A 23,355-nucleotide genomic window follows, 5' to 3' on the forward strand; every position below is an offset into this window, starting at 1 on the left:
CGGCGGCATCGCCGTGGGCCCCGGGCGGGATCGTCGCCGCCGTACGGCCGGGCGCGGGCGGGCCGTTGTCAGAGGGGCTTGGCAGGATGCTCCCCATGCTCGCCACTCGTCCTGACCAGCGACTCGCCGGCCTGCCCGGCGAGTTCGCCCAGCCCGATCCGCCCGACGTCCGGGGCGACTTCGAGGTGCACCTGACCGTGGGGCCCGGTGCCGCCGAGGCACTGGCCGCGTGGGCCGGCGGCCACGGCCTGAAGTTCACGCACATCCTGCTGGAGCGCGGTGCGTCGCCGTCACAGCCGATGCTCACCCTGCGGGCCGCCGGGACGGTGCAGGAGGTCGCGGCGGTGACCGCCCGGACCGCGGGGCGGCTGGCGGCGGACGGGTTCACCGTGCTGCGGGCGAAGATCGAGGCGACGCCGTGGGCGCAGGGCGTCCCGGCCTCGGACGAGGCCGCCGCGCGGCACGGGGTCGGCCGGTACTTCGAGCACCACGTCAAGCTGCTGCTGCCGGCCCCGGATCCGGATCCGGCGGCCGACCGTGCCCGCCGCGACGGTCTGGCCGCACTCGTGGAGCGGCACGACGCGCACCTGTCGCGCAACCCGCGCCGGGTGCGCGAGGACGGCCGGCGCGAGTGGTTCGTGACCCAGCGATGCCGCCTGGTCGGCCTGGCCACCGCGGGAGACCGGCTGGACGCGCTGCTGCACGACCTTGCCGCCGACGACCTCGCCGCCGACGGCCGCGACGTGGTGTCGGTGGAACGCGAGTTCGTCGTCGTGGACAGCGACGAGACCCTGGACGCGGGGTGGATAACCGAGCACGGGCGGCACCGTGCCGGTCCGTACGGAGAGGGAGACCCGAGATGACCGACGACCAGGTCCGGCCGGAGGCCCAGGACCAGCCCGAGCCCCACGCCCGGCCCCGGGACCGGACGCCCGTGGCGTGGGAGGAGCTGGAGTACGGGCCGTGGCAGGACGTCGTGCTGCCCGGGCAGCCGCCGTCGGAGGACGTCCGCGAGGGGCAGGACCTGCCCAGGAGCATCCGGCCGATCGACGACGAGGCGGTGACCCAGCAGCCGGTCTTCGACCCCGCGCTCGCCGGGTACGGCCGCGCCCTCCGGCCCAGCGAACCGGCCTTCGCGGACCCGCAGGTCGCCGACCGCTGGCTCGTCGCGCGGCGCGAGGCGCTGAACACCGTGCTGTCCGCCGTCGCCGGCTCGCGGTGGGCCGACCACCTGGTGCTGCGCGGAAGCATCCTGCTGCGGGCCTGGTACGGGGACGAGGCACGGGAGCCGGGGGACCTGGACTTCGTGGTCCGTCCGGTGGAGTGGCAACTGGAGGACGAGCGCACGGACCGCATGTTCGAGGAGCTCGCCGCCGGTGCCGAACGCCTCTCGGGTACGGTGCGGCTGCACGCCGACCAGGCGGTCAGCGACGAGATCTGGACGTACAGCCGGATTCCCGGGCGCCGGCTCGTCCTGCCGTGGTCCGCACCGGGCGTTCCGGGCGGGACGGTCCAGCTGGACTTCGTCTTCACCGAGCACCTGCCCGTTCCGCCGGAGTCCTACCGGCTCCCCGGCGTGACCGGCCCGCTGCTCGGCGCCACGCCGCAGCTCTCCCTTGCGTGGAAGGTCCTCTGGCTGGTCTCCGACAACCACCCGCAGGGCAAGGACCTCTACGACGCGATCCTGCTCTCGCGCACCGCCGAGGTGCCCTACGACCTGCTGCGGGAGGTCTTCACCCGGTCCGAGGAGAGCTGGTCGCGCTGGCCCCTCCTCCCGCAGCAGATCAGCGGGCTCTACGTCGACTGGGACGAATTCGCCAAGGACTACCCGCAGTTCGCCGCGCCCGTCGAGGAGTACCCGGCACAGCTGCTCGCCGCGCTCCACCCGACCTTCGGCGACCACGGCGAGTACGCGCTACGCGCCCGGTGGCTGGCCCCGCTGACCGAGGAGCTTGCGGACGTCCTGGCGGGCGAGGGCATGGACGAGGTCCAACAGCGCATCGCCCAGAGCCACTTGGGCCCGGACAACATCCTGGTGGTCACCAGCGAGCTGCTCGGCGGCGACCTCGACGGTGCCCGGCGTGCCGCCACCGGCCACCCCGACATCCGGTCGGAGCGGCACACCCGCAAGCTGGCCGAAGCCGCCGCCCGCTACGCCGCTGAGCGGGCCGGTGACGGTTCGGCGGGCGGCACCGCCGCCGACGGCTGACGCCGGCGCGAGCCGCCGACCGGGGAGGCGGCGGCCGTTCGCGGGGTCGCGGCCGGTCCCGGTGCCGCGGCCGGTCCCGGTCCCGGTGCCGCCCCCCGCGGCTCCCCGGGCGGCGGCCGGCCGTTCGTCAGTCCTGTTCCAGCCCGGCCAGGGCGTCGGCGACCAGACGGATGGCGAACTCGTGGTCGTTGTTCCCCGCGACCCGGTTGATGTGCTCCGCGAGCATCACGGCCAAGGCCTCCAGGGGGTTCATCTCCTCGCCGGTCCAGGGCCCGTACTGCGCGCGCCACAGCGACGGGCTCAGCCCGGTGCCCGCGGCGATGAGCAGCCCGGCCATGGTGGGGACGACCTCGGGACGGAAGGTCCTCGGCATCATCCGCATCGTGGCCACCAGGCTGGGCACGACGTACTCGACGACGTCCTCCTCCTGGCGTTCGAGCGACCCTCGCAGCCAGTTCATGAAGACGTAGATGAGGGTGCACGTGCCGTCGACGAGTTCGTCGAGGCCGGTGGAGCCGAGGGACGCGGCGACCTGCTTGATCATCCGCTGTTGCTCGGCGTCCGTCCCGGTCCTGCCGTCGTAGACGGCTTTGAGCCGGGAGTCGATCACCATGAGTGCGGCGCTCACGTCGCCGACGGGAGCGTACTGGGGGTCACAGGGCGATGCCACGGGGGCTCCTTCTCCATACTCTCCGACGGCTACGGTCCGTAGCGCGGTACGTTCGCAGCGTAGTGCGCCGAGCGGTCCCGGGTCAGGGGAATCCTGATGGAGGGTCATGCGGGCGCCGCGTAGGGGAGAATGGCGCCGGCGCTTCCGCGGCAGGGGCGCACGGGCGCAGGGGCAGACCCGTGCGCGGAGCGTCAGAGCAGTACCGCTCCCACGACGGCCGCCGCCGCGATGACGACGAGGCCGAGGACGTTGACCGTGACGTCCGTCCGCTGGGAGCGGCGTCGGGCTTCGAGGTCCGGGGTGAAGTCGGCCGGGTCGGCCGGCGAGTAGTGGACGGTGAGTTCCCGGCGGTGCGAGCCGGCGGGGTTCGGGAGCCCCGCGGTGCAGTGGGCGGTCACGGCCGTGCCCTCGCGGGTGGTGAAGGCCACGACCGGCGTGATGGTGGTGGTGGTTCCGCCCTCCGCGTCGCTGCTGACGTCCTTGAGGACGGCGATGACGCGGCCCGGAACGGCGACCATGGAGTCCGTCGTCTCGCGCCGGCGGTGCACGTCCCGTACGTTCCCGGGGAGGTGGCAGGCGATGGTGACGGCCCACGGCCCGCAGACGCCCACCAGGGCCCACGGCCAGCCCCAGTCGATCGCGGCGACGACCACCAGGCCGAGGTAGCCGAAGAAGAGCGCGGTGTTCGGCCGGCCGAGCCCGCGGCCGACCGGTCGGAGGTCGGTGCTGAATCGGAAGGCGTGCGGCCTGCGGGGCGGGTAGCTGACCTCGATCTCCCGGTCCGTCCACGCGGCGGTGATCCTCTCGCCGCGGTCGCCGTCGTTGGTCACGGTGACGTCCTGCCCGGTGGACGGGTCCCGGTAGGAGACGACCACCGATATCCCGTCGCGGTGGGAGCCGCCGTGCCGGGGCTCGCGTACCCGCTCGATCCGCCCCCTGACCCGGACCGCCCGCTGGGCCTTGGTCATCCCGGTCAGCGACCGCCCGTAGCCGACCAGCGCCACCGCGCCGAGCACGGCACACCACAACGCCACGAAGCCGTGCCAGTCCATGCGCCTTTCCTCCTGTTCTCACGTCACCTCGAAACCAAGGGTCCTGATGCCGGTGGACCGGCCGCCGAGCCCGCGCGCACCGGAACGCCGAGCCCCGCGTGTACCGGAACGCCGAGCCCCGCGCACCGGAATGCCAGCTCCGCGGCCGCCGGCGGGCCGCGCAGCCCGGGTGTGCCCCGCCGGGCCGCGGGATCAGTGCGCCGGGCTGCGCCGCACCACGGTCCCCTCCGCGTTCGCCTCCAGCAAGGCCGCACCCCCGGTGCCGGTCACGGAGACCCTGAGGGTGAGGGCGCCGGTGAGGCGGTCGGCGGCGAGCTGCCAGGTCTGCGCGGCGCCGATGCCGAGCGTCGTGCGGGCCTCCTCGACCAGGGCGGGGACGCGCTCGAAGGGCAGGGAGCGCGGGTCGAACTGCGGGGCTCCGGTGCCGCTGGGGGCGAACACGACCGACAGCAGGCGGTCCTGCACGACGAGGGTGAGCGCCTGCGGGGCGTTCTTGCCGTCGAGGAGCGAGTCGACGGCTCCGCGCAGCTCCCCCGTGTCGAGCATCGACCGGCCAGGACCGAGGGTGACCGTGCCGGAGCCCGGGATCACGAGGGAGGTGGACACCGTGGAGGAGACGGACGGCTCCGCGGCGGGCGGCTGCGCCGAGTCGTCCCGGTCGAACAGGTCGGCGCGGAAGAGCAGGACCACGGCGGCGGCGCCGAGCAGCAGGGCGAGGAGCGTGACGAACCCGACGGCCCGGCCCTCCCCGGGCTCGCCCGGCACGGCCGGCCCGGGAGCCGAGTCGATGCGCGCCCCGGCTGCCCGTTCCTCCCATGCGGGTGTCGGCCGCTTGACGATCGTCACCCGCCATGGCCGGTCCGGCGGGTACTGGACCACCAGGACGTCGCGCGGCCGGTAGTCGGGGAGGTCGACCAGGTTGATGTCCTGAGTGATCTCCACCCGGTACGCCGGGGTGTCGTCCGGCGCCACGGTCAGGTCGAACCGCACCGGTACGTCGCTGTACTCGCTCGTGCGGGCCTCCAGGGCCTCGATCACCGCGAGTGCCGTGCGGGGCGCGACGGCCGCCTCCCGGGCGCGCCGCGGCGCACCGGCGGCGAGGACGAGCAGGCCGTAGGCCACGGGCAGGGCCACTCCCGTGACGACCAGCGGCACGTGCTCCAGGATGCAGCCGACGGTGAAGGCGGCGAGCGACACCCCGATCACACCACCCGTCAGGAACCCGCCGGCGAAGGCGAGGACGCGGGCGGCCGGCGTCCGGTGCGTGGGCGGAGCGCCCGTGGTGACCGTCATACCGGTGATTGTGCCGGGGACGGGTGACGGCCGACAGACCCCGGGCACGCCGTTCCGCGACCGGCGCGCCGGGGAAGGACGTTCGGCGGAGTGCGGGCGGTTCGTCGGCGCTCCACCGACGAACCGCTGACGCCGCTTCGCACCGTGCCGAGCGCCCGCTCAGAGCGTGGAGGCGCCCGGGTAGTGGCGCCGGAGTTCGCTGAGCACGTGCTCGTCGGCGGCCCTGACGTCCCAGCGGGAGCTGTCCACCTCGGTCAGGATCACCGTCGGCCGGTCCCCGCCGGTCGCGTCGTCCCTGCTGAACCCGCGGGCCTCGGCGTCGATCAGCTGCACACCGGGCGCCACCAGGGAGAGCAGCGTCAGGGTGTCCATCCCGTCGCCTGCGGAACGGCGTTCCAACTCGGCGGTGAGGTCCCACGTCTCCTCGCACGCGACGCGCCACCGCAGCCCCAGGCCGAAACTGCCGAGGCGGACCAGCAGTTCGGCCAGCGTCACGTAGTGGGCGCCCTGCCATGCGCGGAAGGTGATCCCCGGCATCTCGGCCGGCATCGCTCCCGTTCCGGCCCCGGTGGTGTGCCCCGACAGGTGCTTCGACTGCTGCTCCGACATGCGACCCCCTTCGTCCGGGATCACACCGTAGTGCTCTGACCGGCAACGTTCACCCGGGTTGGCGGGCGACAGCGAGTCCGAACCGATTGGACGGGGACAAACATCCGATCCGGTACGGGGAGGCACGGTGGCGGAGCCGGTCAAGGTCCGGAGACTGACTGCTGGCGGCGAGCAATACTGGATTCCGCCAAATGCCTTCAGCGCATGAGTGCAGACAGTGACTGCCGTGGGGATTGCCATCAGGCCTTGCCAATCTGCGCAGACTGGTGATCACGCCTAGCGTGGAGGTGCAGGGGATAGCGCAAGAGGCGCGAGCGGTGGTGTTGCAAAGCCCTATCGAAGGATTCCCGCCTTCGCCCCCGCGGTCGAAGTGGTCGCGCGCTTCGGCCGCGCTCTCGCCTACCCGTCCGACCGGCGAAGCCTCGACGGAAGAGACGTTCCGATGGACATCGAAATCATGAAAGCCGCGCTCAGAATAGCAGCCGGCCAGGCGGTCCGCACCACAGGATTTCACACCGTCACCCCTGCTGACGAGAAGGGAAAGTTGCACACCAGTCCGTTCTTTGGGGTTGCTCAGGAGACGGTGGAGCGTGATCATGACGTCAAAGTTCAAATAAGCGGTGCTTTCCCCGACCGGATCGGCTCCGGTCTGGCCGGCGCGGTTGGCGTCGACATCTCGGGGCGAATTGTACGTGCTTCGGATGAAAAGTGCAGGAGCGCTCCGAACTGGATCGGTGACTGTGACGCTTCGGGTACGGTGACGATCCGGCCCCGCCGTGACACCCGGCTGAACGTGCTCGACTTCGGAGCGGCAGGGGACGGAGTTGCCGACGACACGGTCCCACTTCAAAGCGCTCTGGACTGCGCAACGCGATTCGAAACCGATGAGCCGGTGCGCGAAGGCAAAGTCGTCTACCTCCCGCCGGGAGACTACCGGATTACGAAGCCTCTTGTTGTCAAGCACCATTGCATTCTGGAGGGAGCCGGGGGAGCTGGTCTTGGTGTCACTGAAAATACTCGCCTACTCGCAGATGTCAAAAGTGGAGATTTCAACCTCTCTGCGACCGGTGTCGGTCCAGTCGCAGGGGAGGTTGTCTACTGCGCAATTGCCCTGGTGGGCCCTTTCACCTCCGGACCGCCTGCTGTAGATCCCTATCGTGATCGTGCGGACTATGCTGTGCTTCGCCAGTTCACCCTCAAGTCGGAACCCGACCAAGGGAAATCTGCCCTCGATTTCTATCAGGCCCCGCAGATGGATGGCGTACGAATTCTGGCGCACGGCCCAATGATCGAGACGGTGGGGGTTTCCGGCTTCAGGCGTAACGGAACAACAATATACGCAAGCTTCGGCCGCCTTTTCGGGCCGACAGTCAACGCCAACCTCACCCAGATACGCGATTGCGTTCTCGATAACAATGGCCAACACGGGCTCGACATCGGCAGCCATGGCAACGACAACACCAATACCATGCTTATCATGAACGTTTCTGCCTCGACTAATGGGCGCGATGGAATTCATGACCATTCGTCCTCGGGCTGCACCTTCGTTTCGTGTCACACGGCAGGGAATCGACACCAAAACTTCAGCTGCGACCACAACACCGGTATCCAGTGCGCCGTGTACGTCGGCTGCTACGCCGAAGGGGACGCACCGTCGGTGTTCAAGGGCGGGAACATCGCTGTAGTCGGAGGGAACATAAAGATCACCCCGGACTCGACATACTGGGGCTACAATACAAAAGGGCCTTCTGTACTGAAAGTGCTAAACAATTATTCCAGCGTGCGTAGGTATTGGATCGCCAAGGAGGGGGTCGATATCGACGAAGGTGAAAGGCAGACGCCCGGAGACGGATACGTATATCGAGCAATCCACGCCGGGCATACGGTTGGAATAACTCCTGAACACCCCGAGGGTGTCCCCGCTTTCCAGAATCCGACCGGGGAGACCGAAGAGCTCGAGGGTTTGGTATGGATATGTGAGGGCGAATACAGGCCTGAGTTCTCAACGTCCAACAAGCTCGGGGATGCTACGGATTCCACGATCATTCAGGATTACGGCTCTATCACGCTGGACAACAAGGGGACCGAAGTGGGGACTTCCATCTTCCGTACCCAAGTTCAGACATCTCCCCTCGCTGTCAAGGGCAGGATTGAAACGTCCCTCGTGAGCCCAGAACCGTTCCATACGTACTATCAAACCGCGTACGAAAATGGTCCGGTGCCCGGTGCGCTGACGTTCCGGGAAGCCTGGATCGGAAACTACCTCTACGGTGAGCGGCGAATCACTGTTGTTCATGATGGAACTCCCGGGAATACTCGCGCCGGTAGTTGCAACTTTTACAGTCCGGGTGATCTGCTTCTCAATGCCACCGGAGCATCGGCACGCCAAGGCCCGATCGGGTGGGCGGTGAACGCTCCGTGTGGAAGGCGGTCAGCGGCTCTTGACTGGACTAGCGGAAAGCACTACAGGATAGGGGAGACCGTCAAGCCGACGAGGGTCAATGGTTTCGTGTATCGACTGATCTCCTACACCGGTGGCCCCCAGGTGCACGAGGTATCCGGTCCGGAGGAGCCGCGGTCCTGGAAAGAGCCGGGGCCGGGGCAGAGTGTCGGAGGCCTGACTTCCGACAATCACCTTCAATGGCAGACGATCTATGACTTGGATGCAAATCCAGGGCTCATTGAACCGCTTCCTCATGGCGTGACAGGACAGGCGGACTCGAGAGCGACGGACATTGACCAGCTGAGGGCAGATTTCAACGCACTTCTCGCCAAGATGAGAGATGCGAACCTTTTGAACGGGACCTGAAACCGGGGATGCTGCATCTCAATGGATCCGACCGGGTCGGGCGCCTCGTGTAGTCGCTCCAGCAGGCCGGAGACCTCCTCGTACTACAGCGGCAGATCATGTGAGTGCTGATCGGTTGTGTCGTTGGGCGTTCATGCTGGCTCTCGTTGGAGAGGGGCAACTCGGTGAGTGGGCCGAGGAGTTAGCGATCTTCCTGGGCGGGCTCGGCAACCTGTTCGCGCGGCCCGAGCCGCGGGAGGTGTTCGCGGACCTGCTGGAGGGGCTGCTGTCGGACCCGCAGAAGTAGAACGCGTGGACGATGTCCGCTCCCGCGGGCCATGCCACCCCCTCGCGGATCCAGAAGTTCCTGAACGCGGCCTCGTGGTCGGCGGACGCGTTGCCGGCCGGGCTGCGCGCCTATGCTGCCGAACACCTGGGCGATCCGTCCGCGATGATGGTCCTGGACGATACGCAGGTGCAGAAGACCTTCTCGGCGGGGCCGCCCGGGGCGTCGTGTTGCGCCGTAGGCTCTGGGGATGGTGAAAGCTGAAGCGTCTGCCTACCGTGGCCTGATCCTCGACTTCTTCGGCGTCGTGACCTTCAACATGGTCGAAGTGATCTCCTCGTTCGAGGACCGCGAAGGGCTCGCCCGTGGAACCTTCCTTCGTGCTTGGGCCGATCCTCGGGGGCAGGGCCTTTTCCGTCAGCTCGAATTGGCCCGCATCTCCCAGACCGACTGGAACAACGGGTTCGCGGCCCTGCTGGGCGTGGCGCCGGGCAACCTGATGGCCCGGTACCTGCACGATGCCTTCCCTGCATACCCGGTCATCGGGGTCGCACGGCAGGCCCGGGCCGCCGGGGTCAGGACGGCGGTGCTGTCGAACAGCCTCGGGCGAGAGCCCTACGACCCCTACGCCGGGTTCGACCTCGCCGGCTCGTTCGACGAGGTGGTGCTGTCGGCCGAGGTTGGTCTGCGCAAGCCTGATCCGGCGATCTTCCGCCTCGTGCTGGACAGGCTCGGCGTGCCGGCCGCGGAGTGCCTGTTCGTCGATGACAGCGAGGAGAACCTTGCCACCGCAGCGGAGCTCGGAATCACCCCGGTGCTCGGGCTGGACGACAAGGTGGTGGCTGGTCGGCTGCGCGAGTTGCTGTGCCTACCCGGCCTCTTCTAGGAAGTCGCGGACGGGACGGTAAGCGGTGTGCGGGGTGAGCTTGTCGCGTAGGCCCTTGAGCTGGGAGGCCGACCGGGCGGAGTCGACGGAGCCGAGGCAGGCGGCCGCGCGGCGGGCGGTGGCGACGGCCGCGTCGAGGTCGTCCTGCGCGAGATGGGCCTCCGCAGCACGGGCCAGGTAGATGGCGTGGCTGCGGCGGAACTCCCCAACTCCGGGGTACGCCCGCATGCCGGCCTCGAAGCGGCGCAGCGCCTCGCCCGGGTCGCCGAGGTCGAGCGCGGAGGACCCGGCGATCATCTCGACCTCGCCGTAGGTCACCCAGTACAGGAAGTCGGGGTCGTCGTCCCTGGCGCCCTTGTCCAGGGCGGCGTGCGCCAGGTGGAGCTGGTGCCCGGCTGCTGTCTTCGCCCCGGTCTTCGACAGCGCGCGGGCGGTGCGGGCGGCGAGCATGGCCTCCATCCGCGGGGTGCTCCGTCCCCTTACCTCGGCCCGGGCTGCGTCGAGGAGCGCCACCGCACGATGGGCTTGGCCGGGCGTGGAGTAGCACTGCACTGCGGCGAAGGAGAGCGCGTAGGCGCCGCCGATGACGTCGCCGGCTTCGGCGGAAGCCCGCAGGGAGGCGTCGAAGTAGCACTGGGCGGTGCCGGGTCGCCCTTGGTCGAAGCTGCACCACGCCACCTGCCGGGCGGCTTCTGAGGCGATTCGGTACAGGCGTGTGGAGACGGGCCCGGGGTAGCGGCCTGTCTTGAGCAGGGTCACTGCAAGGGACAGTTCGCTGGCTGCTTGTTTGCGGACCTCACCGCTTCCGAGTTCGTCGTCGACCCGGCGAAGGTGGTCCAGGCGGTTTTCGATGTTCGCCAGCAGCTCCGGGCCGCCGTCGGCCTGGGCGGGGTGATCTGAGCGGGCTCGGCCGAGGGCGTTCCCCCAGTGCCCGGCCGAGGCCGACAGTGCGACACCGGCGGTGACGAAGCTCCTGCGATCCACTCTTCTCCCATCCACCAGTTCGGCAAGGACGCTCAGGGCCGTTGCGTCCTGGTCCCAGCCTGCGGTCGACGGACCGTCAGCCGCCAGTGTTTGGGCGAATCTTCCACCCGACCGCAGAACCCGGTCGTAGGCGGCGGCCACGTCGGCGGTCACCGCTCGGTTTCCGTTCTCCACGTTGCGCAGGTACGCCGGGCTGAAGCCGACATCCCGGGCGAAGCGCTCCCAGGACAGACCGGACTCCCGGCGCGCCTCTCTCATAGCGTTCCGCAGTCGCTCGGACATCGCGACGCTCCTCGGATTTGGGATCGCTGTTGGATCGCCCGAATCCATTGTCCTCGACTCGCTGTCGGTGTGTGCTCGTTTCAGCACAGAGCGCAACGACGGCTGGCCGGTCGGCCAGTCCAGAAGGGGGCACGATGCCGAATCCCGAACCCATGCTCCGGCCCTCGCCCCAGGCAGGCGCGCCCTTTCGGGAGCCGCGCCCGGTCGGCACTTACACCATCGGCAAGCTCGTCGGCTTCGACGCCGCCCGCACGGTGCGCGGAGTCGACGAGAGCGACCTGATCACCGTGGAGGTGACGTTGACGGCGCGTGAGCTCACCGCCCCGGGGTTCGTCACCGACTTCGGCGACCTGGCCGCGTTCCGGACCCACATCGACACGGTCCTCGACCACCACGACCTCGACCAGGTCCTGGCCGACACCAGTGATCAGGGCATCGCCGAGCACCTGCACGTCTGGGCGGCGGCGCACCTGTCCGACGGCGCCCGCGACCGCCTGCATGCGGTCCGGGTCCTCACCGGCCGGCTCCCGCGCGCCGACGAAGCACACAGCATCCAGTTCAGCGCCCGGCACTGGCTCGACGGCCTGCCGCACGGGCACAAGTGCGCCCGGCAGCACGGCCATTCCTACCTTGTCACGCTGCCGTCCGCACCGGGCAGTGACCGGCTGCTGCCGGTGCCCGGCGAGCTGCGCGCTCTGCTGGAGTCCGGGTTTAAGGGGAAGGTCCTCAACCGGGTCGTCGACGTCGCCCCGACGTCGGAGCACCTCGCCGCGTACCTCGCCGGATGGCTGGCCAGCCGCGGTCTGGCGGACGCGCAGGGCCGGCCGTTCGCTGTCCGGGTGTCGGAGACCGAGAGCACCTGGGCGGAGTTCACGCCGGACGGGCGGGTCCCCGCATGACGGCGACGGACGTGGTCCTCAGCCGAACCCGGCCGCGGGATCTGCTGGTGTGCGAGGTGTTCGGCCCCACGATCCAGGGCGAGGGACCGTCGGCCGGACAGCTCGCATCGTTTCTGCGCATCGGCGACTGCAACCTCGCCTGCAACACCTGTGACACCCCGTACTCGTGGGACTGGAGGCGCTACTCCCGCGCCGTGCAGACCAGCCGCGTGCCGGCCGAGGACGTCGCCGCCGCACTTCTCCGGCACCCGACGAAGCTGGTGATCATCACTGGCGGCGAACCGATGATGCAGCAGCCCCAGCTCGTGCCCGTCGCCCGCCGCCTCTGCGCCGCCGGGCGCCGCATCGAGATCGAGACCAACGGCACCATCGCCCCCGATCCCGCATTCGACCGGCACGTCTCGCTGTACGTCGTCTCGCCGAAGCTCGCGCACATGGGCATGCCGCTCCCGCGCAGGATCAAGCCCGCCGTGATCAAGGCGTTCCAGGCGACCGGCCGGGCGGTGTTCAAGTTCGTCCTCGACACCCCCGCCGACGTGGACGAGGTCGCCGCCCTCCAGGACGAGCACGGACTGGAGCGGGTGTGGGTCATGCCGCAGGCCACCACGGCCGCGGCCGTCATCGCTGGCCTGCGGGCCATCGCCGCCCCCGCGATCGACCGCGGCTGGAACGTCTCCGGGCGCCTGCACACCCTGATCTGGGAGGACGAACGTGGCCGCTGACATCACCAGCACCAAGCATCTGACCTGGGACGACATCGCCGAGCAGACCGAACGGATCGCTCGCACCCTGCTGCGAGCCCCTCTCCCGCAGACCGTTGTCGGCGTGGTGCGCGGCGGCCTGGTGCCCGCGGTGATCCTCGCGCACCGGCTCGGCGTTCGCGACGTGCGTGCGCTGGAGATCACCCACACCGTCGACGACTCCACCAACGCGGCGAAGACCGCCCGGCCGGTGACCCGCAACAGTGCCTCGCTGGGAGACGTCGCCGAACTCGACATCCTGGTGGTCGACGACGTGGCCGGCACCGGCGAGACCCTCGCCGCCGCCGCGCGCTTGGTCGAGCAGGCCGGTGCGGCCCGGGTGCGCAGCGCGGTGCTGGTGGTCAACACGGCGAACTGGTCCGGCGACCGGCCGCCGGACCAGACGGTGACCTCGATCGGGGAGACGGTGCAGTGCTGGGTGGTCTTCCCGTGGGAGAGCGCCGCGACCCGGACGGGGGAGCGCGCGTGAGTACGGTCGCGTTGTGCCTGCTGTCCTACCGGCTCGACCAGCCCTCGGGGATCGACCGGTCCATCGGCGCCCTGGTCGAGGGCCTGCGCCGCCTCGGACACACGCCGCTGGTCCTGGCGGCCGGACCAGCCCCCCGCCGGCCCGAGCCGGGTGTGATCCGGCTGAAGAGCGTCAGCCTGCCGCAGCCGGCGACCAACGCCGACGTGCTCGCCGCCCTCGCCGCCCCCCGCCCGGTGGTGGAAGAAGTCCGCGGCATCCTCACCGACTGCCGGGCGGACGCCGCCTGCTGGGGCGACACCCTCTGGGGCCTGGGCTACCTCGACCCAGCACCCGGCGGTGTCACCACGGCGCTGATGGTCCACAAGATCCGCCCCAGCGGCGAGGATCGGTGGCAGCGCGCGCTGACCGCGGCCGACGTCATTTGCCCCGCCAGCGGCTACCTCGCGGACGGCGGTGCCGCGGCGGGTCTGGACACCAGCCGCTGGGTCACCGTCCCCAATGCCCTGCACACTCTGCTGCCGCCCACACCGGCCGGCGAGCGGGAGAAGCTGCGGGGGACGGGGCCGGTGCGCATCGTCTCGCGTGCCGACCCGGCCAAGGGACTCGCCGAACTCCTTCACGCCCTGCCCGACGACTGGGGCCGCCCCGTCGAACTGGTCCTCGCCGAGGCCGGCTTCGAGCTACAGCCCGGCGGACAGGCCCGGACCCTCGCTGCCTGCCGGGCGGTCGCGGCCCGGCGCCCGGACGTCGTGTCGATCCGGCCGGCGCTCGGCTGGTCCGCGGTGCCCGGCTTCTTCGCCGGTGCAGCGGCCACCGTCATCGCCACCCGCGTACCCGAGACGTTCTGCTTCACCGCGGCCGAGGCCCTGTCCGTCGGCACCCCGGTGGTCGGCTTCGACCTCGGCAACGTGCCGCTACTGGCCCGCGCGGCCGGACGCACCGTCCCGCTCGACGCCGGCCCGCAGGCACTGTGGTCGGCACTCACTGACCTGCTTGCGGACCCGGTCGGCTACCGGCAGGCGAGCACCACGGCGCCCCGGCAGGTCACCCGGTTCACCCCCGAGAACTCCGCCCGCGCGCTGCTGAACGCCCTGGGCCTGTAACGAAACACACCCGAGCACCGCCGCATTGCCGCGCGGGCGCACCGCGCGGCCCCGCCGCTCCTTCCCACGGAACAAGAGGAGGACCCCCGTGTCCCACACCCTGACCATTCCTGCCCCGCCGGCCCCTTCCCCGGCGGGCGCCGGGCCGGTCGACACCGCGGCCGTCGAGGACTGCGTGCGCCAGCTGCTGCGCGCACTCGGCCAGGACGTCGACCGGCCCGGCCTGCTGGAGACACCCGCCCGCGTCGCCCGGTTCTGGGCCGAATTCCTCGACCACAAGCCGGGCGCCACCGGCACCGTCTTCGAGCACACCGTGCAGGGCGAGGACTGCGTCGCCGTCGGCGGCATCCGCACCGCCAGCATGTGCGAGCACCACCTGCTGCCCTTCACGGTCCAGGTGTCCGTCGCCTACCGCCCCGCCGGGCAGGTACTGGGCCTGTCGAAGATCGTGCGGATCGTCGAGCAGCACGCCCACACCCTGCAGTTGCAGGAGCGCCTCACCGCCCAGATCGCCGAAGAGGTCGCCCGGCTGACGGGCAGCCAGGCCGTCGCCGTGTGGGCGGTGGGCGAGCACCAGTGCATGACGGTGCGCGGGGTGCGCGCCCACGGCGCACGCACCGCCACCGAGTACCTGCTTCCCGTCCTGGCCCGCGACGCGCTGCTCGCCGAGCGACTGCGCCGTGCGGCGGCGATGACCGGAGCCGGCCGGTGACCGCCTGGGTGGCGCTGGAAGGGGTGAACGGGGTCGGCAAGAGCCACCTCGGCCGCCGGGCCGCCGCCGCGCTGGGCTCGCGGTGCGCGGCGCTGGTCGAGCTGCCCGACTCCCCGCCCACAGGCCTGCACGGCCACGTGATCGCCGCGCTGCACGGCGCCGGCGACCGGTTCCTGCGCACCGGGCACCCGCGCACCGAGACGCTGCTGCTGGCCGCGCTCCAGGTCCACCGCTGGGAGGCACTGGCACCGGTGCCCGCCGGCCGGGTGGTACTTGAAGACCGCGGCCCCGCCTCGGTCGCCGTCTACCAGGCCGCCGTGCTCGCCGAGACGGCCGACACCACCGACACCTGGGCGCTGCAGCAGGCCCTGGCCATCGAACAGACCATCACCGCCTGGCGGCCCGCGCCCACCACCACCGTGCTGCTCACCGACGACCCCGCGGTGTGCCTGGCCCGGTTCGAGGAGCGCACCGGCCAGCCCGCCAGCGCCGGCGAGCGAGCGCTGATGGCCCGCGCCGGCCGCATCTACCACCTGCTCGCCGCCGACCGGCCCGAGCAGTACCTCGTGCTCGACCGGCGCGTCCTCGGCGAGGACCAGGCCGTTGAGTCCATCACCGAGGCGTGCCGCACCGCGGCCGCCACGACCCCGGAAGGGGCGACGCCGTGAAACTGGTCAAGCCGATCAGCCTGCTGTGGGGGCTGCGCTCGCACTGCGCTTCCCACGGCTGCCTGTACTGCTACTTCGGGACGATCAGCGAGCACCGCGAGCAGATGCCCACCGCCCCCGGGGTGCTCTCCCACCTGTCGCCGAACGACCTGACCACCGCCGACGTGCTGGCCTTCGCCGAGACGCTTCACGACTCGCCGGTCGGCCGGGTGTTCCTCGCCGGCGGCGAGCCGCTTCTGTGGAAGCCGGTCATCAGGCTGATCGAAGTCCTCAAGGAAGGCGGCCTGGAGGTGGCGGTGTGCACCAGCGGCGTCGCCCTGAACCGCCCGGACCTGCGCGAGCCGCTCATCGAGCTCGGCGTCGACGCCGTGTCGGTGTCGCTGGACAGCGCCGACCCCGTCCACAACGACCGGTGGCGGCCCCCGCGCCGCAACGATGACGGCTGGGAAGCCGTCGTGTCCGGCATCAGCGCGCTGATCGACGCCCGCGGCCCGGGGCCCCGGCCGAAGGTCGGCATCTACAGCGTCATCACCCGCCGCAACCTCGCGGACATCGTCGCCGCGCCCGAGCTCGCCGCGAGCTTGGGCTGCGACTACGCCGTCCCACAGCCGATCGCCCTCGGCTCCGACCACCGCCTGGCCGCCGAGCTGTCCCTCACCGCCGAGCACCTGCCCGAGCTGCGGGAGCGGTTCGACGACCTGTACGCCGCCGAGCTGCCGCTGATCCTGCCTGAGCGCAGCTACGCGGGCCGCATCGCCTCCGCCGTCTCCCGGCCGACCGACCTCGTACCGGGCTGCTTCGGCGGCGACACGCTCCACTTCGTCCAGCCGGACGGCACGGTGTGGGACTGCCCGTCGTTCCTGAAGATCGCCGCCACCCCGCCCGGCCGCCACCGCAGCATCAAGGGCGCCCGTGCGCGGGAGCTGTTTCCCGCCCCGACCGGCTGCGGCAGCGACTGCGCACTGTTCTCCGTGGACTGCGTCAACATGTGGCCGCTCACCGGCTTCCCCGTCCTCGCGCCGACCGGACCGGAGGTCACCCGTGCCTGAGAACACCGCTCACCGGGCGATGGCCGCCGCCGTCGCCCGCATGCCAGACCCGACCAGCTACCAGGAGACCGCCCTCCTGGAGGCCGAACTCGCCCACGTCTTCGGCGCCCGACGAGCCGTCGCCGTCTCCGCCGGCACCGCGGCGATCACCACCGCGCTGGCCGCCTGCGGCATCGGAGCAGGCCACGAGGTCCTGCTGCCCGCCGTCACCGTCGTCATGACCGTCGCAGCCGTCGTGGCCTCCGGCGCCCGCCCAGTGTTCGTCGACGCCGCCGACGACGGACTGGCCATGGACCTCAAGGACCTCGCGGCGAAGACCGGCCCCGACACCAAGGCCGTGGTGGCCGTGCACCTGGCCGGCCGCACAGACGGCATCCACGACCTCGCCGCCTACACCCGCACCGCAGGGCTGCGCCTGGTCGAGGACGCCTGCCAGGCCCAGGGCACCACCACCCGCGGCCGCAATGCCGGCACCATCGGCGACATCGGCTGCTTCTCCCTCAAGGACGGGAAGATCATCTCCTGCGGCGAGGGCGGCTACCTCCTCACCGACGACGACGCCCTCGCCGACCGGGCAGCCGCCCACCGCACCCACTGGCAGACCCCCGCCCCCGGCGCCCCGGCCGGAAGCCGCCTCGGCCTCAACCACCGCCTGGCCGAGCCACTCGCCGCCCTCGCCCGCCACCACCTCGCCCGCTTCCCCGAAGCCCTGGCCCTGCGCCGCCGGCAGGCCGCCGCCCTCCACCAAGCGGTCGACGGCACACCCGGCCTTGAACCGATCCCGGCAGCCGGCGACGAACAGCCCAACGGCTACAGCGCCCTGTGGCGACTGACGCTGCCCCGACCGCGCGCCTTCAGCACCCGCCTGGCCGAAGCGGGCGTACCCAACAGCGTCGGCACCCACCGCCTGACCGCGGCCCACCGCCACCCGGCAAGCGCCCGTTTCGCGACCTGCGATCTTGCCCGCGCGGAGGCTACCGTGGATGCCCTGCTCGCCGTCCCCTTCACCGCGCATGACACCGAACAGACCATCCAGCAGCGAGCGTTGACGATCCGACAGGAGGCCGCTGCGTGGACCGGTTGATGCAGGACCAGCGCTTCACCGGCACGACCTTCGTCGTGATCGACTTCGAGGGACTCACCCCGGCCGGCCGGCCCGCCGAGCCGATCGAGATCGCCGCCCTCGCACTGCGCGCCGACGGCGGCCGCCTGGTTGAGGTCGGACGGTTCGAGTCCCTGATCCGCCCGCCCGCCGACGTCCCCGTCACCCCGATGGACACCGCGCAGACCGGCATCACCGCCCAGATGCTCGCCACCGCACCTGCGCCAGCCGAGGTGATGGCCCGCTTGGACGCAAACCTGAGCCTGCCCCCGTACCGGCTGGTCGCCCACCACGCCTCGACCGAGGCCGGAATGATCGCCCACCAGGCCGGGCACTGCCCGACCCTCGCCTCCACACCGCTGCTGGACACGTTGCGCCTCGCGAAGACCGCACTGCCCGGCCTCGGTACCTACCGGCTGGACAACCTGCTCGGCTACTACGGCATCCCGCGGCCCGCCGACCGGCACCGGGCGATGCCGGACGTCGAAGTCACCGCCCGGATCCTGGCCCGGCTGCTAGCCGACGGCTGCGCCACCGGGCGGTGGCGCACCCTCCTCGACCTCGACGCGGCCGCCGGGCTGCAGCCCAAGCGCCTCAGCCCCGAGCCGGTGCTGGAGCAGAGCGCCCTGTTCTGACCCCGGGCTCACGCCGACAGGCGCAGCGACCCGTCCGCGATCATCGCGAGGAGCTGCTTCACCTGCAGGCGGGAGTCCTCCGACAAGCCCTCGACCTCGGCGATCTCCTGCTCGGTGAACCACCGCACCTCGTGCACCGCGCCCTGGTCCACCGTGCCGTCGTGGACCTGGGCGACGAAGACGTGGTCGATGTGGACGTGCTGCTCGCGGGTGTGGTTGTCGGCGCAGGCGTCCATCTCGACCACCCACCACGGAGCGGGAACCGCGCTGTGCGGGAAACCGGCCGGAAGAGGCAGCGACGGGCCGGGCAGCAGTTCGGCCCGCAGCCCGGTCTCCTCCCCGACTTCGCGCAGCGCGGCCTCGGCCGCACTCTCGTCCGCCTCCACGTGTCCGCCGGCCGGCAGCCACAGCTCCAGCCGCGGGTGCCACACCAGAGCCGCCCTCGGGACACCGTCCCCGTTGGTGCGGAAGACGAACGCGCTGGCCGTCGATTCCTTGATCACTTCAACTCCTCGGCATCCGGCCCACGGCGCCGCCCGGACCCACCCCCGGGTGGCAGGGGGCCGAGCCTTTCACACCCCGCACCAACCAGATGACCAAACGTCACCGATCCGGCCACCGCGCCGACCGGCCCCGGCAAGGGAGGAACCTGTGGAGAGAGTCTGGAAAGGCCTGCTCACCTGCGACTACGAGCACACCAGACCCGGCAGCACCACGCTGGAGCTCGACCTGTACACCACCTCGCTCACCCGCTGGCCGCTGGTCTTCATGGACGACCCCCGCCCGTACGGGCGCCTGCGGCGCGCGGGCATCGTCGACATCCCCGAGAGCGACCACCTCGCCCTCACCGCCCGCTGGCACCACCTGCTCGCCGACCCCGCCTACGCCACCGCGATGGTCACCGCCGCCGAGCAGCGCCACCAGCGTGCCGACGCCACCCTGCTCGCCCTGGAACACCAGCTGGACCACGGCGAGGCCGCCGAGCCACAGCTGGCCGCCGCGACCGGGGCGTTCCTCGGCGTGATGAGCGCCCACATCGTCAACTGGCTCCTGCCCGACGACCACTGGCAGCAGCTGCTCGCCGACCTGCTCGGAAGTGACGCCGACGGCCGGGCATGCCGCCTGACACTGAACACCCCCGACGTCACCGGCCACCTCCTGGACGCCCACCTGGCGCTCCTGGACGGCGCCGCCGCCCTCACCGAGGGTGCTGACCTCGCCACCGCGGCCGGCGCCCTCGCCGCGCGTGCCGGGACCCTGTACGGCGACGGCTCCCCGGCCGCCGCCGCGATGCCCCTCGAAGACCACGCTCGCGCCGCCCACCTGCTCACCGCCGCCACCACCACCGATACCACCGGCCAGCGCACCGCCGTCGACGGGGCCCGCCGCCGCGCGGTCCAACTTCGCGACGCGTGGGCGCTGGCCGCCCAACTCGCCGCCGCCGGCGACCGCATCGCCACCGCGCGGGTGGCCGCGCTGACCAGCGTGTGCCGGTGGGCGGCCGGCAGCGAGGAGAGCCGCAAGGTCCAGCGGCACCGCTTCCTCGCCGCCACCCGCCGCTGGTGCGAACGCCACGGCACCGACCCCGCCACCGTCACCACCGCCGACTTGCTGGCCCCAGGAGCCGCCCGATGACCGCCACTGCCCTGCCCGCCCTCGACCACGCGCTGACGACTCAGGTCGCCGGGGCGAAGGCCGCCGCCCTGGCCCGCCTGGTCGCCGCCGGCCTGCCCGTTCCCCCCGGGATCGTCATCCCTGTCGGCCATCCCGATGAGCACCTGGAGGCCGCCGCAGCCGAGATCCTCGCCCGCTGCCCGGCCCCTCACGGCCTGATCGCCCGCTCCTCCGCCGTCGCCGAGGACGGCGCCACCGCCTCCTTCGCCGGCCTGTTCACCTCCCGCATCAGCACGGCCGAGCCCACCGCGCTGCTGGACGCCGTCCGAGCTGTCCGCGCCTCCGCCCACCACCCGACCGTCATCGCCTACAGCCAGGCCCTCGCCGCCCCCGTCCTGCCGGCCATCGCCGTCCTCGTTCAGCCCGCCCTGCGCCCGGCCTGTTCGGGCGTCCTGGCCGCTGAGGTCACCAACAGCCGGTGCACCCGCTGGCGCATCGAGGCCGTCCGCGGCCTCGCCGAGCCGCTCGTCAGCGGCACCCAGACCGGCGAGATCCACACCAGCGGCCCCGGCCCCCGGCCCACCGTCCGGTCCACCACACAGGAGACCATCCAACTCCCGGGATGCCCCGCCGATTTGACGACGCCACCGGGTGAGTGGGTCGACCTCGACCCGGCCACCGGAACCCGGGCGAAGATCCTCACGTCCGTCGCGGGCGTGCTGCACCTCCACACCCCGGCCACCCTGGCCGAGGAGCCCGTGCTCACCCCCCAGGCACGTGAGCAGTTGCTCGCCACCGCCGCCCGTGCCGCCGCCGCCCTCGACCTCGACCACGTCGACGTGGAGTGGGTGATCACCGCCGACGGCACGCTCCACCTGGTCCAGGCCCGCCCGCTCACCGCGCCACTCACCGACCACACCACCAGCCAAACGGGCTCCACCGACGGCCAGGTGCTGCACGGGATCGCAGCCGCCCCCGGACGCGGCACCGGACCCACAACCCTCCTCACCAGCGCCGACAACCCCGCGATCGCCGACCAGGTTCTGCTCTGCCACACGCTCGGCCCCGAAGCCGTCCCGGCGCTGCTCACCGGACCGGCCGCCGTTGTGGCCGGCACCGGCGGCGAGCTGTCGCACACCGCGATCATCACCCGTGAACTCGGCATCCCCTGCGTCACCAACGTCACCGCCGCCCTAACCGATCTCGCCCCCGGCACGGTCGTCGAAGTCGACGGCGGCGCCGGCACCGTCCGCCCCGCCCCCGCCGTCCCCGCCCAGCGCGTCGCACGAGCCCACTCACTCGCTACCACCGGGGTGCTCGCCCGCATCCTGGCCGGGACCGAACCCGCCGACGGCCGCGCGGCCACCATCCTCCTCCACGGCCCGAACGGCCCTGCGCCCGCCAGCCTCACCGCTGGCACGGGGCGCGCGCACCCCATCGGGGTGCTGATTCCCGGTGACCTCGCCGTTCCCCCCACCGTGCCGGACAGCTGCCAGATGATCGACCTTCCGGGCCTCGGGGTGCTGCTGTGGCCCACGCAAGCACCGCCCCCGCCCAAGACCATCGCGGTCCTCGGGCCCGAAGGCCAGATCCTCCACCAGCGGGCAGTTCCCCATGCAGACCGCAGAGCGGCACCTTGAGGGCATCGCGGCGCTGATCGTGGACTGGGACGGCACCGTCGTCGACAACACCAGCGCCCGACACGCCGCCCTCCAAGCCGCGCTCGCACCTCACGGAATCGACGTGCCCGCCGACCGCTATCGCCGGCTCGCAGGCCTACCCGTGTGCGACGTCATCGCGGCACTCGTCGCAGGCGTCGGCTTCGTGCCGGTGGAGGACGTGGTGGCGCGCAGCCGGGCCGCGCTGCTGGGCGGGCCCGCCCCCGCCCCCATCGCTTGCGCGCTCGACCTCCTCCACGCAGCCAGGCGCCTCGACATTCCCCGGGCGGTCTCCTCCAGCGCGGCCGCCGTCCTCGTTCACCACGGCATCCGGCTTCTCGGCTTGGCCGAACTCTTGCCCGTGATCGTCACAGCCGACGACGTCCCCTGCGGCAAGCCCGCGCCCGACTCCTACCTGGAAGCCGCCCATCGGCTCGGCGTCGACCCGGCACTGTGCCTGGCCGTCGACGACGCTGCCGACGGGATCGCCGCGGCGCAGTCCGCCGGGATGCGCACCCTCACCATCCGAGGCGGCCGTCTCGCTGTCCCCGCACCCGCCACGTCCACTGGAGGTCCACGTGCCGCGCAACCCTGACGACCAGGCCACCGGCCCGCAGTCCGTGCTCGCCGTCTTCGCCCACCCCGACGATGCCGAACTCTGGGCCGGCGCCACCCTCGCCCTGCACGCCCAGCACGCGCCCGTCAGCATTGCCGTGCCCTGCCACAACCCGATCCGCGACGCCGAAGCCCGCGCCGGTGCCGCCATCCTCGGCGCCACGCTCCACCAGCTGCCCGAGCTCCACGCTGAAGCCGTCCGGGAGCTACTGGTCGAGCTCCGGCCGTCCGTCGTCATCACTCACCCGGTCAACGACGTCCACACCGCCCATCGCCGCGTGTGCGAAGCCGTCCTCGACGCGCTGCCCGAGGCGAAAATCGAAACCGGCCGACCGCGCCGCCTCTACACCAGCGACACCTACAACTCCCTCACCCTCAGCGGTCCCGTGACACCCACCGTCATGGTCGACGTGACCAGCACCTTCGACACCAAGATGCGGGCCCTGCGCGCGCACCGCTCCCAGCCGATCGATGACCACTTCGGCCCCATGGCCGAACACCTCGCCGTCCTGTGGGGCAGACGCAGCGGGGCCCTCTACGCCGAAGCGTTCACCGCCCTACCGATCCTCGGACGCCTGCCCACAGCCCCCCATCTGTGACGCTGCTGCTCCGGTGGCCAGCTCCCGGGAGCAGTGCGGCGGGACCTCAAAAGGCTCAAGGACTGCATCAACGTGTCCGACCGGACCCGGTCGCGATCCCCACTGCTCAGGTGCCGAAGGCCCCGGGCAGTTCGGCCCGCGTTCCGGCCACTTCCGAGGCCAGCGGATGACTGACGGGAGCCGCCGCATCAGCCGTCTCAGTGCGTGGCCGTGGAGCCCTGCTGACCTGCGTGACGCGCCCGGCGGTAACAGTCGTTGGGCGGTGGTGCACCCGGCGGTGAACCTGCTGTTCGGGTAGGGCTTGAACGGGTAGATCAGCCCTTGTCCGCTGGCTCCGAAGTCCCGGGCGGAGGCGAGGAGTTCGCCCAGCGGGGTGGTCTTGAACCTGCGGACGGTCTTGCAGTCCAGGTCG

The 23,355-nt window shown here is 71.4% G+C and carries 24 protein-coding genes; 18 read left to right on the forward strand and 6 right to left on the reverse strand.

Translation table 11 applies throughout. From position 1 onward, the window contains the following. Window positions 1-95: 95 nt before the first annotated feature. Together ACFV0O_RS00380 and ACFV0O_RS00385 are read left to right on the forward strand one after the other, a co-directional pair. Window positions 96-863: a hypothetical protein gene (locus tag ACFV0O_RS00380; protein ID WP_380334170.1), complete on the forward strand. Its 768-nt coding sequence runs from the start codon at window positions 96-98 to the stop codon at window positions 861-863. Then, on the forward strand, window positions 860-2,209 hold the full coding sequence (locus tag ACFV0O_RS00385; protein WP_380334172.1) for a nucleotidyl transferase AbiEii/AbiGii toxin family protein: 1,350 nt from the start codon (window positions 860-862) through the stop codon (window positions 2,207-2,209). Before ACFV0O_RS00380 ends, ACFV0O_RS00385 begins: the two co-directional genes overlap by 4 nt. 127 nt (window positions 2,210-2,336) lie before the next feature. Here ACFV0O_RS00385 and ACFV0O_RS00390 read toward each other — a convergent pair whose 3' ends face one another. From ACFV0O_RS00390 to ACFV0O_RS00405, 4 genes are all read right to left on the reverse strand, one after another. After that, the gene (locus ACFV0O_RS00390; protein ID WP_380334175.1) at window positions 2,337-2,879 is read right to left on the reverse strand and encodes a hypothetical protein; all 543 of its coding nucleotides are present in this window, start codon (window positions 2,877-2,879) and stop codon (window positions 2,337-2,339) included. Window positions 2,880-3,070: 191 nt separating this feature from the next. Then, window positions 3,071-3,931 carry a DUF3592 domain-containing protein gene (locus ACFV0O_RS00395; protein WP_380334178.1) on the reverse strand — a complete coding sequence of 287 codons (861 nt, stop codon included), beginning with the start codon at window positions 3,929-3,931 and terminating at the stop codon, window positions 3,071-3,073. A 192-nt stretch (window positions 3,932-4,123) separates the two neighbouring features. Continuing rightward, window positions 4,124-5,224, reverse strand: coding sequence for a hypothetical protein (locus ACFV0O_RS00400; RefSeq protein WP_380334181.1), 1,101 nt, complete (start codon window positions 5,222-5,224; stop codon window positions 4,124-4,126). Window positions 5,225-5,383: 159 nt separating this feature from the next. Beyond that, entirely contained in the window at window positions 5,384-5,833 is a 450-nt protein-coding gene (locus ACFV0O_RS00405) for a hypothetical protein (protein ID WP_380334183.1), read from the reverse strand. Window positions 5,834-6,275: 442 nt separating this feature from the next. On the opposite strand from ACFV0O_RS00405, the gene ACFV0O_RS00410 reads away from it, so the two are divergent. The 3 genes from ACFV0O_RS00410 to ACFV0O_RS00420 all read left to right on the forward strand — a co-directional run bounded on the left by ACFV0O_RS00410 (window position 6,276) and on the right by ACFV0O_RS00420 (window position 9,793). Then, on the forward strand, window positions 6,276-8,642 hold the full coding sequence (locus ACFV0O_RS00410; protein WP_380334185.1) for a glycosyl hydrolase family 28-related protein: 2,367 nt from the start codon (window positions 6,276-6,278) through the stop codon (window positions 8,640-8,642). Between the two features lie 133 nt (window positions 8,643-8,775). After that, window positions 8,776-8,928 (forward strand): hypothetical protein, encoded by a 153-nt coding sequence (locus ACFV0O_RS00415; protein ID WP_380334188.1) that lies wholly within the window; start codon window positions 8,776-8,778, stop codon window positions 8,926-8,928. Window positions 8,929-9,157: 229 nt separating this feature from the next. Further along, complete coding sequence (locus ACFV0O_RS00420; RefSeq protein ID WP_380334191.1) at window positions 9,158-9,793, forward strand: HAD family hydrolase; 636 nt, start codon at window positions 9,158-9,160, stop codon at window positions 9,791-9,793. Here the strand turns inward: ACFV0O_RS00420 and ACFV0O_RS00425 are convergent. Continuing rightward, window positions 9,776-11,059: a helix-turn-helix transcriptional regulator gene (locus ACFV0O_RS00425; protein ID WP_380334194.1), complete on the reverse strand. Its 1,284-nt coding sequence runs from the start codon at window positions 11,057-11,059 to the stop codon at window positions 9,776-9,778. The genes ACFV0O_RS00420 and ACFV0O_RS00425 overlap by 18 nt on opposite strands. 134 nt (window positions 11,060-11,193) lie before the next feature. Between ACFV0O_RS00425 and ACFV0O_RS00430 the strand changes: the two genes are divergently transcribed. The 9 genes from ACFV0O_RS00430 to ACFV0O_RS00470 all read left to right on the forward strand — a co-directional run bounded on the left by ACFV0O_RS00430 (window position 11,194) and on the right by ACFV0O_RS00470 (window position 18,457). Further along, the gene (locus tag ACFV0O_RS00430; protein ID WP_380334196.1) at window positions 11,194-11,958 is read left to right on the forward strand and encodes a 6-carboxytetrahydropterin synthase; all 765 of its coding nucleotides are present in this window, start codon (window positions 11,194-11,196) and stop codon (window positions 11,956-11,958) included. Next, window positions 11,955-12,680: a 7-carboxy-7-deazaguanine synthase QueE gene (locus ACFV0O_RS00435; RefSeq protein ID WP_380334199.1), complete on the forward strand. Its 726-nt coding sequence runs from the start codon at window positions 11,955-11,957 to the stop codon at window positions 12,678-12,680. The genes ACFV0O_RS00430 and ACFV0O_RS00435 overlap by 4 nt, the downstream gene beginning before the upstream one ends. Then, window positions 12,670-13,188 (forward strand): phosphoribosyltransferase, encoded by a 519-nt coding sequence (locus tag ACFV0O_RS00440; RefSeq protein ID WP_380334202.1) that lies wholly within the window; start codon window positions 12,670-12,672, stop codon window positions 13,186-13,188. The genes ACFV0O_RS00435 and ACFV0O_RS00440 overlap by 11 nt, the downstream gene beginning before the upstream one ends. Then, window positions 13,185-14,291: a glycosyltransferase family 4 protein gene (locus ACFV0O_RS00445; protein ID WP_380334205.1), complete on the forward strand. Its 1,107-nt coding sequence runs from the start codon at window positions 13,185-13,187 to the stop codon at window positions 14,289-14,291. Before ACFV0O_RS00440 ends, ACFV0O_RS00445 begins: the two co-directional genes overlap by 4 nt. A gap of 88 nt (window positions 14,292-14,379) precedes the next feature. Next, window positions 14,380-15,003: a GTP cyclohydrolase I gene (folE, locus tag ACFV0O_RS00450; protein WP_380334208.1), complete on the forward strand. Its 624-nt coding sequence runs from the start codon at window positions 14,380-14,382 to the stop codon at window positions 15,001-15,003. Beyond that, the gene (locus ACFV0O_RS00455) at window positions 15,000-15,671 is read left to right on the forward strand and encodes a thymidylate kinase (protein WP_380334211.1); all 672 of its coding nucleotides are present in this window, start codon (window positions 15,000-15,002) and stop codon (window positions 15,669-15,671) included. The genes folE and ACFV0O_RS00455 overlap by 4 nt, the downstream gene beginning before the upstream one ends. Beyond that, window positions 15,668-16,720 carry a radical SAM protein gene (locus ACFV0O_RS00460; RefSeq protein WP_380334214.1) on the forward strand — a complete coding sequence of 351 codons (1,053 nt, stop codon included), beginning with the start codon at window positions 15,668-15,670 and terminating at the stop codon, window positions 16,718-16,720. Before ACFV0O_RS00455 ends, ACFV0O_RS00460 begins: the two co-directional genes overlap by 4 nt. Then, window positions 16,713-17,804, forward strand: a complete 1,092-nt coding sequence (locus tag ACFV0O_RS00465) for an aminotransferase class I/II-fold pyridoxal phosphate-dependent enzyme (RefSeq protein WP_380334217.1) — start codon at window positions 16,713-16,715, stop codon at window positions 17,802-17,804. Before ACFV0O_RS00460 ends, ACFV0O_RS00465 begins: the two co-directional genes overlap by 8 nt. Further along, a complete protein-coding gene (locus tag ACFV0O_RS00470; RefSeq protein WP_380334220.1) occupies window positions 17,792-18,457 on the forward strand; it encodes a PolC-type DNA polymerase III in 666 nt (221 codons plus the stop codon). Before ACFV0O_RS00465 ends, ACFV0O_RS00470 begins: the two co-directional genes overlap by 13 nt. Window positions 18,458-18,465: 8 nt before the next feature. On the opposite strand, the gene ACFV0O_RS00475 is transcribed toward ACFV0O_RS00470, so the two are convergent. After that, the gene (locus tag ACFV0O_RS00475; protein WP_380334223.1) at window positions 18,466-18,960 is read right to left on the reverse strand and encodes an NUDIX domain-containing protein; all 495 of its coding nucleotides are present in this window, start codon (window positions 18,958-18,960) and stop codon (window positions 18,466-18,468) included. Window positions 18,961-19,108: 148 nt separating this feature from the next. Here ACFV0O_RS00475 and ACFV0O_RS00480 point away from each other — a divergent pair, with 148 nt between their 5' ends. From ACFV0O_RS00480 to ACFV0O_RS00495, 4 genes are read left to right on the forward strand one after another with little or no spacing between them, the layout of a single operon-like run. Beyond that, on the forward strand, window positions 19,109-20,092 hold the full coding sequence (locus ACFV0O_RS00480; RefSeq protein WP_380334225.1) for a hypothetical protein: 984 nt from the start codon (window positions 19,109-19,111) through the stop codon (window positions 20,090-20,092). After that, window positions 20,089-21,711, forward strand: a complete 1,623-nt coding sequence (locus tag ACFV0O_RS00485) for a PEP/pyruvate-binding domain-containing protein (RefSeq protein WP_380334228.1) — start codon at window positions 20,089-20,091, stop codon at window positions 21,709-21,711. The genes ACFV0O_RS00480 and ACFV0O_RS00485 overlap by 4 nt, the downstream gene beginning before the upstream one ends. Beyond that, on the forward strand, window positions 21,686-22,324 hold the full coding sequence (locus ACFV0O_RS00490; RefSeq protein ID WP_380334231.1) for an HAD family hydrolase: 639 nt from the start codon (window positions 21,686-21,688) through the stop codon (window positions 22,322-22,324). Before ACFV0O_RS00485 ends, ACFV0O_RS00490 begins: the two co-directional genes overlap by 26 nt. Next, entirely contained in the window at window positions 22,308-22,943 is a 636-nt protein-coding gene (locus ACFV0O_RS00495) for a PIG-L deacetylase family protein (RefSeq protein ID WP_380334234.1), read from the forward strand. The genes ACFV0O_RS00490 and ACFV0O_RS00495 overlap by 17 nt, the downstream gene beginning before the upstream one ends. Window positions 22,944-23,355 lie beyond the last annotated feature (412 nt).

Source organism: Kitasatospora sp. NPDC059577, assembly GCF_042735475.1.
Classification (GTDB): Bacteria; Actinomycetota; Actinomycetes; order Streptomycetales; family Streptomycetaceae; genus Kitasatospora.